Below are 16,346 nucleotides of genomic sequence, written 5' to 3'. Positions count from 1 at the left end.
ACTCCTGTACGGGATCACTCAACCGTGACGGACTTGGCAAGGTTCCGGGGCTGGTCGACGTCGGTGCCCTTATGGACGGCGGTGAAATAGGCCAGCATCTGGACCGGGATGGCATAGACCAGCGGCGCGATCAGGGGGTGGCACTCGGGCGCCTCGATGCGGGTGATGCCGGTGCCGTGCGGCGTCGGCGCCGACAGCGGGGCGATCATCACCACCGGCCCGCCGCGCGCGGCGACTTCCTGGAGATTGGAGGCGGTCTTTTCGAACAGATCGTCCCGGGGCGCGAGGGCGACCGTGGGGGTTTCCTCGTCGATCAGGGCGATGGGGCCGTGCTTGAGCTCGCCGGCGGCATAGCCCTCGGCGTGGATATAGCTGATCTCCTTGAGCTTCAGCGCGCCTTCCATGGCCAGCGGGAACATGGGGCCCCGGCCGAGGAACAGGACGTCGGTGGCGCGCGAGAGCTCATGCGCGACGTCGCGCATGCGGTCTTCCATCTGCAGCGCCTCGGCGATCAGGCGGGGCGACTCGAACAGGGCCTGGACCAGCTGGGCCTCCTCGTCCGGGCCGATCCGGCCGCGGGCGACGCCGGCCGTCACGGCCAGGGCCAGCAGGCCGGCGACCTGGGCGGTGAAGGCCTTGGTCGAGGCGACGCCGATCTCGGGCCCGGCGTGGGTGGGCCACAGATATTGCGCCTCGCGCGCCATGGACGAGCTGTGCACATTGACGAGCGCTGCGGTCGGCAGGCCCAGACCCTTGCACCAGGTCAGGCAGGCCAAGGTGTCGGCGGTCTCGCCCGACTGGCTGACGGCCACCGCCAGGGTGTCGGGCATCAGGGCCGGCTGGCGATAGCGGAACTCGGAGGCGATCTCGACGTCGCAGGGCAGGCCGGCCAGCCTTTCAAAGGCATAGCGGCCGATCTGGGCGGCATAGAAGGCCGTGCCGCAGGCGACGATCTGGATGCGCGACACCTTCGAGAAGTCGACGTCCTGCTTGAGCACGCGGCCGTTGACGAAATCCAGATAGGCCGAGAGCGTGCGCTGGACGCTGTCCGGCTGTTCGTGGATCTCCTTTTCCATGAAGTGGCGGTACTCGCCCTTCTCGACCTGGGCGGCCGAGGCCGAGACCACGACCACCGGGCGGTCCACGGCCTCGCCGTCGGCGTCGAACATGCGCGCGCCGGACCGGTCGAGCGCAACATAGTCGCCCTCTTCCAGATAGCTGATGGTCTGGGTGAAGGGGCCGACCGCCAGGGCATCCGAGCCGAGGTACATCTCGCCCTCGCCCCAGCCGACGACCAGCGGGCTGCCGCGCCGGGCGCCGAGGATCAGGCCGTCCTCGCCCTCGACCAGAACGGCCAGGGCATAGGCGCCGCTCAGCCGGTCGAGGACCGACTTGAAGGCCACCACCGGGTCATTGCCGCCGCCGAGCGCCCGGTCCAGCAGATGGGCAACCACCTCGGTGTCCGTCTGGCTCTCGAAGGTGTGGCCCAGCTCTTCCAGCTCATGCTTGAGCTCGGCGAAATTCTCGATGATGCCGTTGTGGACCAGCGTCACGCGGCCGGCCTTGTGCGGGTGAGCGTTCTGGGTGGTCGGGGCGCCATGGGTGGCCCAGCGCGTGTGGCCGATGCCGACCGTCGAGGCGAGGGGTTCGGCCTTCAGCACGGATTCCAGCGCGGCGATCTTGCCCTTGGCACGACGGCGCTCGATGCGCCCGTCGACCAGGGCGGCCACGCCCGCCGAGTCATAGCCCCGGTACTCGAGGCGCTTGAGGCTTTCGATCAGACGGGGAACGGCCTGGCCGGTTCCGGTGACGCCGATGATGCCGCACATGTGTCCTGTTCCTCATCACAGACCGTCAGGAAACCATGGCTTTACCCACGCCCCTGTGACGGTCTAAGCCGTTTTTCGCCCGGGAGAGGCGGCACCTCCCCTAGGCCAGAACGTCGGGGCGTGACACCTAAATTGCGGTTTCGCAAGGTTTCCGTGCCTGATTGAAGCCGACAAAAGGGCCGAGGACGAGGGACGACGATGGGTGAGAGACGCTATTTCGGTACCGATGGTATCCGGGGCCGGGCCAATGCGCACCCCATGACGCCCGAGGTGGCCCTGCGCGTCGGACTGGCCGCCGGGCGGCTGTTCATGTCCGAGGACGACCGGCGCCATCTGGTGGTGATCGGCAAGGATACGCGCCTGTCGGGCTATATGATCGAGCCGGCCCTGGTGGCGGGTTTCGCCAGCGCGGGCATGGACGTCATCACCTTCGGCCCCCTGCCGACGCCGGGCGTGGCCATGATGACCCGGTCGATGCGCGCCGATCTGGGCGTGATGATCTCGGCCTCGCACAACGCCTTCATGGACAATGGCATCAAGCTGTTCGGGCCGGACGGCTACAAGCTGTCGGACTCGGTCGAGCTGAAGATCGAGGCCATGATGGACGCCGAACTGGACGAGGACCTGGCGCCGGCGGACAAGCTGGGGCGGGTCAAGCGGATCGACGACAGCCAGGCGCGCTATATCGAGGTGGCCAAGGCGACCTTCCCCAAGACATTGAGCCTGAAGGGTCTCCGGGTGGTGATCGACTGCGCCAACGGGGCCGGCTACCGCGTCGCCCCGACCACGCTCTATGAGCTGGGCGCCGAGGTGTTTCCGCTGGGCGTCGAGCCCAACGGCCTGAATATCAATGCGGATTGCGGCTCGACCCATCCGCAGGCGCTGAGCGCCGCGGTCAATCTGCACCGGGCCGATATCGGCATTGCGCTGGATGGCGATGCCGACCGCGTGATCATCTGCGACGAGAAGGGACAGATCGTCGACGGCGACCAGATCATGGCGCTGGTGGCGCGCGACTGGTCGGAACAGGGACTGCTGACCGGAGGCGGTGTGGTGGCGACCGTCATGTCCAACCTGGGCCTGGAGCGGGCGCTACTGGCCGACGGCCTTTCGCTGGAGCGCACCAAGGTCGGCGACCGCTATGTGATGGAGCGGATGCGCGAGGGTGGCTTCAACCTGGGCGGCGAGCAGTCGGGTCACATCATCCTGCGCGACCATGCGACCACGGGCGACGGCCTGATCTCGGCGCTGCAGGTGCTGGCGGTTCTGGTCAAGAGCGGCCGGCCGATGAGCGAGCTGGCGCGCCAGTTCGACCCGGTGCCGCAGATCCTCGAGAATGTCCGCTATGCCGCCGGCAAGCCGATGGAGGCCGCCAGCGTCAAGACCGCCATCGCCGAGGGTGAGGCCCGGCTGAAGGGGCAGGGCCGGGTGCTGGTGCGCAAATCCGGCACGGAAAAGTTGATCCGGGTCATGGCCGAGGGCGATGACGAGGCCCTTGTCCGGTCCGTCGTCAGCGATATCTGCGCCGCAGTGAAGGCGGCGGCCGGCTGATCGTTCAGATCACCGCGAGCGCCTGCTCCAGATCCGTCCAGAGGTCCTCGACGTTTTCGACGCCGACCGACAGCCGGATCAGGTCATCGCCGATGCCGCAGCGGGTCTTGGCCTCGCGCGAATAGTCCGAGTGGGTCATGCTGGACGGGTGGGAAGCCAGACTTTCCGACCCGCCGAGGCTGACGGCCAGCTTGAACAGTCTCAGGGCATTCAGCACACGGAAGGCCTCGGCCTCGCCGCCGCGCACGCGGATCGAAAAGGTCGAGCCCGGCCCCTGACACTGGGCCTCGAAGATGGCGCGCTGCTCGCCGGCGCCGCCGCCCGCGACCAGCACATCGGTGACCTTGTCGTGCGCGCGCAGACGCTCGCTGAGCACCCGGGCATTGTCCTGTGACCGCTCCATCCGCAGGTGCAGGGTTTCCAGGCTGCGGCTGAGCAGCCAGGCGGTATGAGGGTCGGTGGCGGTGCCGCAGATGGTCCGCATCTCGGCGATGCGAGCCATGACCTCGGCCGTGCCCAGGCAGCCCCCGGCGATCAGGTCGGAGTGACCCCCGACGTACTTGGTCAGCGAATAGAGCGACAGGTCGGCGCCAAGCTCCAGCGGGCGCTGCCACAGGGGGCCGAGGAAGGTGTTGTCGACCGCCACCACCGGCCGCTCGGCCTGACCCAGACCCTGCACCTCGGCCACGGCGGCCGCGATATCCACGACCTGATTGGTCGGGTTGGACGGGGTTTCCAGATAGACGACCGCCAGACGCCCGCCGCCCTCGGCGGCCTTTGCGGCCGTGTCACGAATGGCCGTCCGCAGCGCCTCGGTGCCCTCGGTGGCCAGCACCTGGGCCACCTTGACGCCGTAGCGGGGCAGGATGCGGTCGAACAGATATTCGGTGCCGCCATAGGCCGGAGCCGCATAGAGGACGGTGTCGCCCGGCCGGGTCAGGGCCAGCATGGCCGTCGAGATGGCCGCCATGCCGCTGGAAAAGACCAGGGCCCGATCGGCCTTGTCCCAGACCGCCAGACGGTCCTCGAGGATTTCGAGGTTGGGGTTGTTAATGCGCGAATAGATCAGGCCCAGCGCCTCGTCGGGCTCCTTTTCGCGCAGGCCATAGGCGACCTCGAAGAAGCGCTTGCCGTCCTCGGCCGAGCGGAAGACGAAGGTCGAGGCCTGGAACAGCGGCGCCTTGATCGCGCCCTCGGACAGGGTCGGATCATAGCCAAAGCCCATCATCAGGGTTTCGGGGGCCAGGTCGCGGCCGGCCAGGGTGCGGGACTTGTGATGGCTCATGCAGATACTCCTTGCTCGGCCGGGGTCTGGGCCAGGGTCTCGACCAGATCCTCGATCCGCTTGCGGATGTCGGGGACGGCGATGGTTTCCCAGAAGGTCGCGCGGGCGGGCGGTCCCAGAACGAACAGGGCGGGGTCGGGGGTTCCGTCCACACTCCGGACCCGGCCCCGGTCGTCGAGGTCAAGGCCGAGGCCGAGCGGATCCAGACGGGTGCGGCCGGCAGCGATCAGGGGGGCGGTCAGCGGATCGCGGGCGGGGCTGTGGCCCGGGCCGGTGCAGTCGATCAGCCAGTCAGCGGCGGCCGTTTCCACCTCCGCCCGACCCTTGGGCCGCCAGTTGAGGGTCACGCCCTGATCGGTGGGGTCGAGAGAGACGACCCGGCCTGCGACGATCGTCAGGCGGCCGGCATCGACCAGCGCCTGAATGTCCGCGGCGATGGCGGGGGCGATCCGGTGGCGATGCACGTCCCAGAAGGGCCGCAGGTGGCGCACCCAGCGGGCGCGGGTCTTGAGGTCCGCCGCCTGCCAGAGGGCGCCGGTGCGGGGGCGCAGGCCCTCCATCAGCGGTCGCCAGTCGCCGTCGCGGGTGGCGCGGCGGGCGGCGGCCAGACGGCGGGACGCCGGTCCCTGCATCAGGTCGGCGCCAAGGGGAGCCGGTGATTCGGGCTGGTCCGCATGGGCGCGCGGCCTGAGGCCCCGTCGGGACAGGGCGAGCAGCGTGCCCCGCCAGCCTCGCGCCTTCAGCCAGACGGCCATATCGACCATGGTCAGGCCGGTGCCGATGACGATGAGACGATCCTCACCGCCGATGCCGTCGAGCGCGCCGGGCGCCCAGGGGTCACCGATCACCCGGCCACCGGAGCCGGAAGCGGTGCGGGGCGCGGGATTGCCGGTGGCGAGCACGATCGCCCGACCGGCGATGCGGCGGCCATCGTCCAGCTCCACTGTGGTGCCGTCGATGGCGCTGACACGGCCCGCGGTCCGGGTGATGGCGCCCGGATGGGCGGCCTCGACGGCATCAAGCCGGTTCTGGACATAGAGGCCGAACAGGCGACGCGGGGCGAAACCCTCCGGGTCGGCGCGGTCCGGGTGATGACGGGCCAGCCAGTCGACGAAGTCGTCGGGCCATCCCTCAAGCGCGCTCATCCGGTTGGAGCGGACATTCAGCAGGTGACCGTCAAAGGGGGTGGAATAGGCGACGCCCCGGCCAAAATCGCCCCCGGCATCGATGACGGTCGAGGGCAGTCCCCGCTCCGCCAGACGCGCGGCGGCCATGGCGCCGGAGAATCCGCCGCCCACGATGACGATCTGGTCGCTGATCTGGCTCACCCGTCCTCCCGCTCGCGGGCCTAATGGACCGTCCGGGGGATGCGGTCAAACTTCCTGGTTCCAGCCCCCGACCTCGGGATGCGCGGCCAGCCGGGGTTTGACCGCGTCATGGAAAAGCGCCCGCATGTCGTCGACCGAATCGAGGCTTTCAACCACCACCACCAACTCCGGCTTGTTGGACGAGGCCCGGACCAGCAGCCAGGCCCCGCCCTCCAGCTCGACGCGGATGCCGTTGACGGTCACGAGGTCGAGAATGCCCCGGCCCAGCACAATGCCGCCGGCGCCCGCCAGCGCCCGGTACTCCCCGGCAATGCGCTCGACCACCGCATATTTCTCCGTATCCGGACAATGGGCACTCATGGTCAGGGATGTGAAGGCGGGGGGAAGCTCGGCCTCCAGTTCCGACAGGCGACGCCCGCCCGACCGGTCCAGCAGGCGCAGGATTTCGCGCGCGAAGACAAGCGCGTCGTCGTAGCCGCGACCGAGGGGCGGGGCGAAAAAGACATGGCCCGACTTTTCAAAGCCGACCAGCGCGCCTTCGGCAGCGACCGCCCGCTTCATGTGACTGTGGCCGGTCATGCCATAGACGACGCGCGCCCCGGCGGCGGCCAGCACGGGGTCGGTGCGATAAAGGCCGGTCGACTTCACATCGACGACAAAGGTCGCGCCGGGATGGTCGGCGACCAGATCCCGCGCCAGCATCAGCCCCATGCGGTCGGCGAAGATTTCGTGGCCCCGGTCATCCACCACGCCGCAGCGGTCGCCATCGCCGTCGAAGCCGAGCGCCAGATCGGCCCCGGTCTCGCACACCCGTTCGGCCATGGCGTCCAGCATGACGCGATCTTCCGGATTCGGATTGTAGCGGGGAAAAGTCCAGTCGAGCTCGGTGTCCATCTCGATCACCTCGGCGCCCATGCGGCGCAGGGCCTCGGGCACGAAGGCGCCCGCCGTGCCATTGCCGCAGGCGGCCACGACCCGGATCGGCCGGGAGAGTTTCGGCCCGGAGGCGACCTCTGACAGATAGCGGTCGGCAAAGCCCTCGACCGCAATCCGGCGCCCGCCGGGACGCGCGATGCAGCCGCCTTCGAGCGCCAGGGCCTTGAGTCGCGCCATTTCCTCCGGGCCGAAGGTGAAGGGCGGATGCGCGCCCATCTTGACCCCGGTCCAGCCGTTTTCGTTGTGGCTGGCCGTGACCATGGCGACGCCCGGTACGCCCAGGGCCTCGCGGGCGAAATAGGCCATGGGGGTCAGGCAGAGGCCGATGTCGCGAACCTCGGCCCCGCCGGCGACCAGACCCCGGATCAGGGCCGCCTTCACGTCTTCCGAATAGCTGCGATAGTCATGGCCGGTGACGAGGCGCGGGCTGTCCAGTTCGTACAGGAGGGTCGCCAGCGCCAGACCCAGGGTCTCGACACCCTCAAGGTCGAGGTCGGTGTCCAGCACCCAGCGGGCGTCGTATTCGCGAAAGCCGGTCGGCGCGATCAGGCCGGTCATCAGATACCCTCGGGGCAGAAAACAGCGGACCGCTATAGGGGGAAAGCGACAGCCCTATCAAATCCCACGAGAGGCCCCCGGCCCACCGCCCGGCTTGACCCCTGTCCGAGGGGGGCCTAGGCGAAAACCCCTGTCATCCGGAGATCTGCATGCCCCGCCTCGTCCTCCTGCGTCACGGCCAGAGCCAGTGGAACCTCGAGAACCGCTTCACCGGCTGGGTCGATGTCGACCTGACCGACCAGGGCGAGGCCGAGGCGAGGAAGGGCGGGATGCTGATTGCCGACGCCGGCTTTACCCCCGCGGTCATGTTCACCTCGGTGCTGAAGCGCGCCCGGCGGACCGGCGATCTGGCTCTGGCGGCGGCCGGCCTGAAGGATGTGCCGATCATCCGCGACTGGCGGCTGAACGAGCGGCACTACGGCGGGCTGACCGGCCTCAACAAGGCCGAGACGGCCGAGAAGCACGGCGAGGACCAGGTGCGCATCTGGCGTCGCAGCTATGATGTGCCGCCGCCGCCGATGGAGGCCGACCACCCGCACAGCTTCGCCGGGGACCCCCTCTATGACGGGCAGGAAATCCCTGACACCGAGAGCCTGAAGACCACGCTCGACCGGGTGCTGCCCTACTGGAATGCCGAGATCGCGCCGCGGCTGAAGGCGGGCGAGGATGTGCTGATCACCGCCCACGGCAATTCGCTGCGCGCTATCGTCAAACACCTGTTCGCCGTGCCGGATGACCGGATCGTCGGCGTGGAAATCCCGACCGGCAATCCGCTGGAGATCGACCTCGATGGCGATCTGAAGCCCGTGGCCGCCCGCTATCTGGACACCGGCCGCGCGGCGGACCTGCCGCCGTTGCCGGAGGCCGGCGCATGAGCGCGGGGACCGACGACGCCCGTCACATGGCCCGGGCCATCGAACTGGCCCGGGCGCGCATGGGCGAGACCTGGCCCAATCCGGCCGTCGGCTGTGTGCTGGTGAAGGACGGTGAGGTGATCGCCGAGGCCGCCACGGCCCCGGGCGGTCGCCCCCATGCCGAGGAACAGGCCATCCCGGCCGCCGGCGATCAGGCGAAGGGCGCCACCGCCTATGTGACGCTGGAGCCCTGCGGCGCGCGGTCGTCGGGCCGCAAATCGTGCGCCCACTTCCTGGCCGAGGCCGGGGTCGCGCGGGTGGTGATCGCCGCGCTCGACCCCTCGCCCTTTGCCTCCGGGCGCGGCACCGAACGGCTGCGTCAGGCGGGGCTGGAGGTCGAGACCGGCCTGATGGCCGATGAGGCCCTCGCCCTGTGCGAAGGCTTCCTGCACCGGCTGGAAACCGGGCGCCCGATGGTCCGGGTGAGCGAGACGGGCGAGGGATTCGACGCCCGCTTCACCGCCTCGCCGCGCGCCGATCTGGTCGGCGAACTGACCCGGCTGGGCGAGGCCGGCTACACCCGCCTGTGGGTGTCGCCCGGCGAACTGGCCGACAGCCTGAAGGATCAGGGCCTGCTGAAGGGCTGAGGCCGGTCGCAAACCTTCCTTAAGCGTGATTGTGGCAGCGTGTGGGAATGGCCCAGGCTGCCCAACCTGTCGCGCGGCGACGACTGACCCAGAACGAGGTGGACGCAATCTGCGCCCGCCACGATCGCCTGTGGCAGGCCCGGCCGGGCGGCGCGCGGGCGGTGTTCGCCTGGATGGACCTCAGCGGGCTGACGCTGGCCGGACGCAATCTGGCCGATGCCGATTTTTCCGCGGCCGATCTGAACGGCTGTGACCTCAGCGGGGCGCGGCTGGACAATGCCACCTTCTTTGGCTGCGACATGCAGGATGCCGCCCTGTGCGAGGCCTCGCTGCGGCGGGCCGACCTCCGGGGCGCCTGCCTTCGCGGTGCGGACCTGACCGGCGCGGACCTGTTCGAGGCCGACCTGCGCGAAGGGACCATCGCCGCGGCCGACGCGCGGATGGGCTTTCGGGTGATCGAGGCGCGGGCCCGGCACGCGACCCAAGCGGCCGGGGCCTGTCTGGCCGGCGCCAATCTGGAGCGCTCGCGCCTGACCGGCGTGGTGGCGGTGGCGGCCGACTTCACCGATGCGGTGATGAAGGACTGCAAGCTGGTGCGGGCCAATCTGAAGCAGGCCAGCTTCAAGGGCGCCGATCTGGCGGGGGCGGACCTGTCGGGCGCCGACCTGTCGGGCGCGGACCTGCGAGATGCCGTGCTGGTCGGTGTGAAATCCCTGTCCTGGCGTACGGACGGCGCACAGATGGACGGCGCCCTGACCGATGACCGGTCGTCGGGCGACCCCGTCTCGCGCCTGCCGGCCGCCGACATGCTGCGTGACCATGCCGTCTGGTGCGAGACCGGCGGCGCCGAGGGCAAGCCGTCGGTTTTCGACAGCGTCGACCTGCGCTCGCTGCACTCGATCCGGGGACTGAATCTGACCGCCCTGTCGGCGCGCGGGGCCATCTTCTACGGCCTCGACATGGAGGGGGTGCAGATGCAGGGCGCCCATCTCGAGAATGCCGATCTCAGGGCCTGCCGCCTGCGCGGCGCCGACCTCCGGGGGGCCCGCCTGGCCGGGGCCCGGCTAAACGGCGCGGACCTGCGACAGGCCCAGCTGGGACCGCTCTTGCTGTCGGCCGAACGACTGCTGCCTGTCGACCTGACCGGAGCGACGTTGAGAGGCGCCGACCTGTCGGGGGCCGATCTCAGAAGCGCCCGCCTCGCGCGCGCCGACCTCAGCCGCGCGCGCCTGCATGGCTGCCAGATGAAGATGACCGATCTGTCCGAGGCGGTGCTGACCGGCACCCTTGGCCTTGATGTTCCCGGAGACCCTGAATGAGCTTCACCCGCCGCACCCTGGGGCAGGGCGATCTGGACATGCTGGTCATGGCGCATGAGCGGTTTGCCGAAGGTCGGGCCGGCGGGCGCCGTCTGGCGCTGAAATTCATGGACCTGAACGGGCTGAACCTCGCGGGGCGCAATCTGGAGGAGGCCGATTTCACCGGCTGCTCCCTGCGCGGGACGCGGCTGGCGGGCGCCCAGCTCAGCCGGGCGGTTCTGTTCTGCTGCGACATGCGCGAGGCGGACCTGTCGCGCGCCGTGCTGGTGCGGGCCGACCTGCGCGGCGCCTGTCTCCGGGGGGCGGATTTGGCCAGCGCCGACCTGACCCAGGCGGACTTCCGCGAGGGGGTGATCGCCATTCCGCACGCGACCAAGGGCCTGGCCTCGGTCAAGCACGAGACCCATCAGGGCAATGCCGACGGCGCCAGCTTTACCGGCGCCACCCTGAATGGCGCGACCCTGGAGGGCTTCAGCGCCTTCAAGGTCGATTTCACCGACTGCGCCATGAACGGCACCCGGCTAAATCGCGCCAATCTGAAAGAGGCCGATCTGTCGGGCGCCATGATGGAGGGCGCCGATATTGGAGGCGCCAATCTGGAAGGCGCACGCATGGTGGGTGCCGTCCTGACGCGTGTGGCGCTGGAGACGGCGCGGATGGAAAAGACCGACATGACCGGCAGCCTGCGCGAGCCGACGGCCGAGGCCATCGCGGGCGCCGAGCAGCTTCACGAGCAGGCGCTGGACGCCAATGCCTGGGCCGAAAGCGGCGGGGTGCTGGGGGCTCCCGGCAATTTCGAGGGCAAGGATCTCAGGCCGCTGGGTGCGCGACTCAAAGGGCTGCGGCTGCCGGCTATCAATGCCCGCGGCGCCTGTCTGGTGGGTATGGATCTGTCGGGCATGGGCCTGCAAGGCGCCAATCTGGAAGGGGCGGACCTGCGCGGATGCAATCTGCGGGGCACGGATCTGAGGGGCGCGCGGATGATGCGGGCCCTGCTCAGCCATGCCGATCTGGACGGGGCGATCCTGGCCCCCCTGCCGCTGGGTGGCGGGCGCTCCATGCCGACCAATCTGACGGGGGCGGGCCTGCGCTACTCGCGCCTGATTGCCGCTGACTTTACCGGCGCCGTGGTCGAGGGCGCCGACATGACCGGCGCGCGCATGGACGACACCGTCCTCAGCGACGAACAGCGCGCCCGCCTGACGATGCGCCGCGCGGCAGCCTGAGGCCCGCAGGTCTTGCCCCGGGGCGGGGCACGGCCTATCCCGGGGCCATGAGCGCGCCCCTGATCTGTCCGTCCATCCTGGCCTCTGATTTCGCCCGACTGGGTGAGGAGGTCGCCGCGCTGGAGACCGCCGGTGCCGACTGGGTCCATGTGGATGTCATGGACGGTCATTTCGTGCCCAATCTGACCATCGGCCCGGATGTGGTGAAGGCACTCCGGCCCCACACCCGGCTGCCGTTCGACGTCCACCTGATGGTGGCGCCGGTCGATCCCTGGCTGGAAGCCTACAAACAGGCCGGAGCGGATGTTCTGAGCGTGCACCCGGAATCGGGTCCGCACCTGCACCGGACGCTGGGTCGCATCCGCGATCTGGGCGCAAAGGCAGGGCTGGTGCTCAATCCCGGCACGCCGGTCGGCATTCTGGATGAGGTCATCGATCTGGTCGATCTGGTGCTGATCATGTCGGTCAATCCGGGTTTCGGCGGCCAGAAATTCATCCCGGCTTCGCTCGACAAGATCGCGCGGGTCCGCAAGCGGCTGGATGCCGCCGGATCGAAGGCCGTGCTGCAGGTCGACGGCGGGGTGACGGCGGACAATGCGGCGGACTGTGTCGCCGCCGGCGCCGATGCCCTTGTGGCCGGGACCGCCGTCTTCCGCGGCGGCCCCTCGGCCTATGCCGACAACATCGCGGCCCTGAAAGCGCACTGATGGCGGGGATCGGCCCGTTCGCCCGGCCCGAGGCCTCGGTCCCCGAGGGCCAGATCCCCGGCCTTCGCGGGGCACCGCCCCGGACGCCCGTGCGGCCCTCCGGCGCCCGTCCGGGCCTGAAGATCTGGCCGCAGGTGGCCGGACGGCTGCTGACCCGGCAGATCTGGATCGAGCTTTACGGCCTGCCCGGCTATGGCCAGACGCTGAAAGGTCGGCCCTGGGGCCTCAAGCCATCAGCCTTTGCCGCCACGCCACGCGATTTCCGGCCGGTCGAGGCCGCCGGGCTGGGCAAGAGCGTGCTGCAGGGTCGCTTCACCCTGACCGGCATCAGCCTGGACGTTCCCGCCCCGCAGGACCCGTGGGACCGGCCCAGCCCCTCGCGTGGCTTTGCCGAAGCGCTGCATCGGTTCGACTGGCTGCCGCCGCTGATGCTGGAAGGCGAGGCCGGGGCTCGTGAGGCGCTGCGGCTGACGCTGGCGTGGGGCCGCGTGTTCCACCGCTGGGCGCCCTTCGCCTGGGACCCGGACCGTATGGCCCGACGCCTGCTCAACCTGGCTCCGGCGCTGCGGCGCATGGGCTCGGGCGCGAGCGAGGAGGAGCGGGGCCAGCTGGCCGTGCTGGTGGCGCGACAGGCCCGCCAACTGCTGCGCCCGCCCGCCCCCGCTGCCGGGGCGGCGACCCGGGCGGCGGCGATCGTCGCCATCGGCTGTGCCCTGGCCGGGCCATCGGGCACCCGCCTGCGCCAACGCGGGCTTAAGCGGCTGTCCCGCGCGCTGGACCGCTCGCTCCGCCCGGACGGGACGCTGATGTCCCGCAGCCCCGAGGCGGCGCTGGAGCTGTTGTTCGACCTGCTGACGGTGAAGGACGGCCTGACCCAGCTATCGGAAGCGGTGCCCGATCCGGTCGAGGCGGCTATCGCCCGGCTGGCCGGTACCGTCCGGTCCCTGACCCTGCCCGATGGACGCCTGCCCGGCGTTCATGGCGGCGGACCCTCGACCCCGGCGCGGATTTCGGCGGCGCTGGCGGCGGCCGGACTGGATCCGACCGCCGACGACCCGGCGGACAACGGCGGCCCGATCGGCGGTCTGGCGCGCATGCGCAGTCCGCTGCTCAGCCTCATGATCGATGTCGAGGCGCCACCCAAAGGAGCCTGGAGCGAGGCGGCCTGCGCCCAGCCGCTGGCGCTGGAGATCGTCTGTGGACGGGACCGGCTGATCACCGGCTGCGGATGGACGCCCCGGGCCTTTGAGCGACAGGGCCTGCGGCTGACCCCCGGCCATTCGACCCTGACGCTCAGCGAGACCTCACTGGGCGAACCGCTGGGCGGCTGGCAGGCGGACCTGCTGGGGCCCCGGCTGATGGCCCATCCGTATTCGGTGTCGCACGAGACGCGGCAAGGCGACGGCGCCCTGTGGCTGGAGGCCCAGCACGACGGCTGGTCGCCGCTGTTCGGTCTGGCCCACCAGCGCCGGCTGTATCTGGACCAAAGGCTGGACGAGCTGCGGGCCGAGGAGCGGCTGTTCCCGGCCGACAATGCGCCGAGCCCGCCGCCGGTGATCGCCGCCCCTTATGCGGTCCGCTTCCAGCTGGAGCCCGGCGTGCAGGCGTCGCTGGCGCGCGACCGGCGTTCGATCCTGCTGCGCGGCCATTCGGGACGGGGATGGTGGTTCCGCACGGACGGGCCCGATGTCGCCATCGAGCCGTCAGTGCACAGTGTCGATGGGCTGACGCGCCGCGCCCTGCAGATCGTGGTGCGGGGCTCCGCGCGGACAGACGCGGAGACGCGCATCCGCTGGAAACTGAATCCTGCGGGCGCGTCGGGAGACCCGGTGATCGAATAGGGTGGGTTAGCGGTGCCGGCCGCGATGGCGTTCGGCGCGGCTTTTCTCGGTGAAGGCGGCGGCCACCATGGTGGCCAGCGCCGGATTCCGCAGAAAGATGAAGCCGCCGGCCAGGGTCGCGACCGAGGCCAGGATCGGACGATTGCGGAACAGGGTGAAGGCCCGCCCTGCCAGACCGCTGGTCAGGCTGGAGCCTTCGTCCTCTTCCTCGTCATCCTCGCCGTCGGCCTTCCGCAGGAAGATCATGACGACAGCCGTGGCGATCAGGGCAAACAGCAGGAAGGTCAGGGCGGCAGCCGCGAGCGGCACGACCAGCAGCGACAGGGCGAAATAGATCACCCCGCCAAAGCAGATCAGGGCCACAAACGCGGCACCGGCCGCCACCGCAACGGCGACGGCCTTCTTGACCAGTCCGCCGAGCATCAGTGCCGGCGACCGGCCAGAAGCATGCCGATCACGACGCCGATGCCGAGGGCGATGCCCGTCGATTGCATCGGGCGCTCCTGGACGCGTTCGACCAGATAGCGCTGGGCTTCGTCGAAGCGTTCGGCGGCGTCGTCGTAATATTCACGACCCCGGACGCGGGCCTGCTCGTAATAGGCTTCGGCCTGACCCCGGACTTCACCGGCCTTCTCGCGAAGGCGGGCTTCGGCGGCCTCGGCGCGGGCGCGCAGGCGCTCGCCCTCTTCGCGGGCTCCGACCTTGATGTCTTCCTTCAGGGTCTTGAGGTCGTTCTTGATGTCTTCGCGGGCCTTGGTGGTGGCCATGGTGACGCTCCCGGGTCTGCAAGCTTGACGATAGATAGGGGATATATGAGGCCAACGCCACCGGCGCCAGCGGGTTCCCGCACTGCACCATGGAATCCGGGGCGTTGACGCGCATCGGGGGCGTTGCGAGGGCAGTCCGCCGGGCCTAGCTTCGCGCCATGACCGACTGGCTGATCCCGCCCCCCGAAACCCCGTCCCTGCCCGTCGAGGGGGAGGGGCGACGCTTTGCCGTGAGGCGCATCCTGTGTGTCGGCCAGAACTATGCCGCCCATGCGCGCGAAATGGGGGCCGATCCGGAGCGACCGGCGCCCTTCTTCTTCTCCAAGCCGGCCATGGCGCTGGTGACCGACGGCCGCGACCCCGCCTATCCGTCGCAGACCGCCGACCTTCACCACGAGGTCGAGCTGGTGCTGGCACTGGGCGAAGGGGGCCGGATCGTGGGCTGTGCGGTCGGCTGCGACCTGACGCGGCGCGATCTGCAGGCCGAGGCCAAGGCGAAAGGCCGGCCATGGGATGCCGCCAAGGGGTTCGACCAGTCCGCGCCGTGTGCCGCCCTCCGACCCGGCCCGCGGCCCGGCCCCGAGGCCATTATCTCCCTGTCGGTGAACGGCACCGTTCGCCAGTCGGCCCCCCTGGCCGAGATGATCTGGAACCCGGACGGCATCGTCGAACAGGCCGCGCGCCTGTGGGATCTGGGCCCCGGTGACCTGCTGTTCACGGGCACGCCCGCCGGGGTCGGACCGATCGTCGCGGGCGACCGGATCGAGGCCACGATCGAGGGCCTGCCGTCCCTGTCCTTTACCGTCGCGCCCCGGGTGGGAGGCCCCTCATGATCCTTCACGGCTATTTTCGCTCGGGCACCAGCTATCGCACCCGGATCGGGCTGAACCTCAAGGGCCTGAGCTATGAGACGCGGGGCATCGACCTGCGCACCGGCGCCCAGAAGTCCGAGACCTATCTGGCGATGAATCCGCAGGGTCTGGTCCCGGCGCTGGAGGTGGACGGCGGCGTCCTGATCCAGAGCCCGGCAATTCTGGAGTGGCTGGAGGAAACCCATCCCCGGCCGCCCCTGTTGCCCGAGGCGACCATGGACCGGGCCACGGTGCGGGGCATGGCGGCCCTGATCGGCTGCGACATCCATCCGCTCAACAATCTCAGGGTTCTGAAGGCGCTGCGCAGCCAGTTCGAGGCCGATCAGGCGGCTGTCGACGGCTGGGCCGGGCGGTGGATCGAGGACGGGTTCAAGGCGCTGGAGACGCTGGTGGGGCGGCATGGCCGGGGCTGGAGCTTCGGCGACACGCCCGGCCTGGTCGACTGCTATCTGATCCCGCAGATCTATTCCGCCCGCCGGTTCAATGTGCCGCTCGAGGCCTTTCCGCGCCTGCTGGCCATCGAGGCTGCGGCGCAGGACCACCCGGCCTTCGTTGCCGCCCACCCCGACCGCCAGCCCGACGCGGACTGACCGGATAACGGTGTGCGGTAAGGTTCTGGAAAACTC

At 69.8% G+C, this 16,346-nt stretch carries 15 protein-coding genes; 9 read left to right on the top strand and 6 right to left on the bottom strand.

Features of this window, described 5'->3' with window-relative positions; genetic code table 11:
- Positions 1–14: 14 nt before the first annotated feature.
- Positions 15–1,829: a glutamine--fructose-6-phosphate transaminase (isomerizing) gene (gene glmS / locus LC068_RS10180; RefSeq protein WP_226636868.1), complete on the bottom strand. Its 1,815-nt coding sequence runs from the start codon at positions 1,827–1,829 to the stop codon at positions 15–17.
- Positions 1,830–2,027: 198 nt separating this feature from the next.
- On the opposite strand from glmS, the gene glmM reads away from it, so the two are divergent.
- Positions 2,028–3,380 (top strand): phosphoglucosamine mutase, encoded by a 1,353-nt coding sequence (glmM, locus tag LC068_RS10175; protein ID WP_226636866.1) that lies wholly within the window; start codon positions 2,028–2,030, stop codon positions 3,378–3,380.
- A gap of 4 nt (positions 3,381–3,384) precedes the next feature.
- On the opposite strand, the gene LC068_RS10170 is transcribed toward glmM, so the two are convergent.
- The 3 genes from LC068_RS10170 to LC068_RS10160 are packed head-to-tail and all read right to left on the bottom strand — an operon-like array spanning position 3,385 to position 7,487.
- Entirely contained in the window at positions 3,385–4,665 is a 1,281-nt protein-coding gene (locus tag LC068_RS10170; RefSeq protein ID WP_226636864.1) for a cystathionine gamma-synthase family protein, read from the bottom strand.
- Positions 4,662–5,993 carry an FAD/NAD(P)-binding protein gene (locus LC068_RS10165; protein WP_226636862.1) on the bottom strand — a complete coding sequence of 444 codons (1,332 nt, stop codon included), beginning with the start codon at positions 5,991–5,993 and terminating at the stop codon, positions 4,662–4,664. Before LC068_RS10165 ends, LC068_RS10170 begins: the two co-directional genes overlap by 4 nt.
- 45 nt (positions 5,994–6,038) lie before the next feature.
- Positions 6,039–7,487 carry a phosphomannomutase/phosphoglucomutase gene (locus LC068_RS10160; RefSeq protein WP_226636860.1) on the bottom strand — a complete coding sequence of 483 codons (1,449 nt, stop codon included), beginning with the start codon at positions 7,485–7,487 and terminating at the stop codon, positions 6,039–6,041.
- A gap of 149 nt (positions 7,488–7,636) precedes the next feature.
- Between LC068_RS10160 and gpmA the strand changes: the two genes are divergently transcribed.
- Genes gpmA through LC068_RS10130 form a run of 6 tightly spaced genes read left to right on the top strand, consistent with a single transcriptional unit; the run spans position 7,637 to position 14,081 of the window.
- The gene (gpmA, locus tag LC068_RS10155) at positions 7,637–8,362 is read left to right on the top strand and encodes a 2,3-diphosphoglycerate-dependent phosphoglycerate mutase (protein ID WP_226636858.1); all 726 of its coding nucleotides are present in this window, start codon (positions 7,637–7,639) and stop codon (positions 8,360–8,362) included.
- On the top strand, positions 8,359–8,988 hold the full coding sequence (ribD, locus tag LC068_RS10150) for a bifunctional diaminohydroxyphosphoribosylaminopyrimidine deaminase/5-amino-6-(5-phosphoribosylamino)uracil reductase RibD (RefSeq protein ID WP_226636856.1): 630 nt from the start codon (positions 8,359–8,361) through the stop codon (positions 8,986–8,988). Before gpmA ends, ribD begins: the two co-directional genes overlap by 4 nt.
- A 47-nt stretch (positions 8,989–9,035) precedes the next feature.
- A complete protein-coding gene (locus LC068_RS10145; protein ID WP_226636853.1) occupies positions 9,036–10,307 on the top strand; it encodes a pentapeptide repeat-containing protein in 1,272 nt (423 codons plus the stop codon).
- The gene (locus LC068_RS10140; protein WP_226636851.1) at positions 10,304–11,533 is read left to right on the top strand and encodes a pentapeptide repeat-containing protein; all 1,230 of its coding nucleotides are present in this window, start codon (positions 10,304–10,306) and stop codon (positions 11,531–11,533) included. The genes LC068_RS10145 and LC068_RS10140 overlap by 4 nt, the downstream gene beginning before the upstream one ends.
- A gap of 47 nt (positions 11,534–11,580) precedes the next feature.
- Positions 11,581–12,240 (top strand): ribulose-phosphate 3-epimerase, encoded by a 660-nt coding sequence (gene rpe / locus LC068_RS10135; RefSeq protein ID WP_226636848.1) that lies wholly within the window; start codon positions 11,581–11,583, stop codon positions 12,238–12,240.
- Complete coding sequence (locus tag LC068_RS10130; RefSeq protein ID WP_226636846.1) at positions 12,240–14,081, top strand: heparinase II/III family protein; 1,842 nt, start codon at positions 12,240–12,242, stop codon at positions 14,079–14,081. Before rpe ends, LC068_RS10130 begins: the two co-directional genes overlap by 1 nt.
- A 6-nt stretch (positions 14,082–14,087) precedes the next feature.
- Here the strand turns inward: LC068_RS10130 and LC068_RS10125 are convergent, their stop codons facing one another.
- A complete protein-coding gene (locus tag LC068_RS10125) occupies positions 14,088–14,504 on the bottom strand; it encodes a hypothetical protein (RefSeq protein ID WP_226636844.1) in 417 nt (138 codons plus the stop codon).
- Positions 14,504–14,848 (bottom strand): DUF883 family protein, encoded by a 345-nt coding sequence (locus tag LC068_RS10120; protein ID WP_209118819.1) that lies wholly within the window; start codon positions 14,846–14,848, stop codon positions 14,504–14,506. The genes LC068_RS10125 and LC068_RS10120 overlap by 1 nt, the downstream gene beginning before the upstream one ends.
- 158 nt (positions 14,849–15,006) lie before the next feature.
- Between LC068_RS10120 and LC068_RS10115 the strand changes: the two genes are divergently transcribed.
- Both LC068_RS10115 and maiA read left to right on the top strand, forming a co-directional pair.
- On the top strand, positions 15,007–15,681 hold the full coding sequence (locus tag LC068_RS10115; RefSeq protein ID WP_226636842.1) for a fumarylacetoacetate hydrolase family protein: 675 nt from the start codon (positions 15,007–15,009) through the stop codon (positions 15,679–15,681).
- Entirely contained in the window at positions 15,678–16,310 is a 633-nt protein-coding gene (maiA, locus tag LC068_RS10110) for a maleylacetoacetate isomerase (protein WP_226636840.1), read from the top strand. Before LC068_RS10115 ends, maiA begins: the two co-directional genes overlap by 4 nt.
- Positions 16,311–16,346: the final 36 nt, after the last annotated feature.

The organism is Brevundimonas poindexterae (assembly GCF_020524625.1).
In the GTDB taxonomy this organism is placed as follows: Bacteria; Pseudomonadota; Alphaproteobacteria; order Caulobacterales; family Caulobacteraceae; genus Brevundimonas; species Brevundimonas poindexterae_A.
The sequence above is the reverse complement of the archived record's forward strand: the minus strand, read 5'-3'. Positions and strand labels throughout refer to the sequence as shown.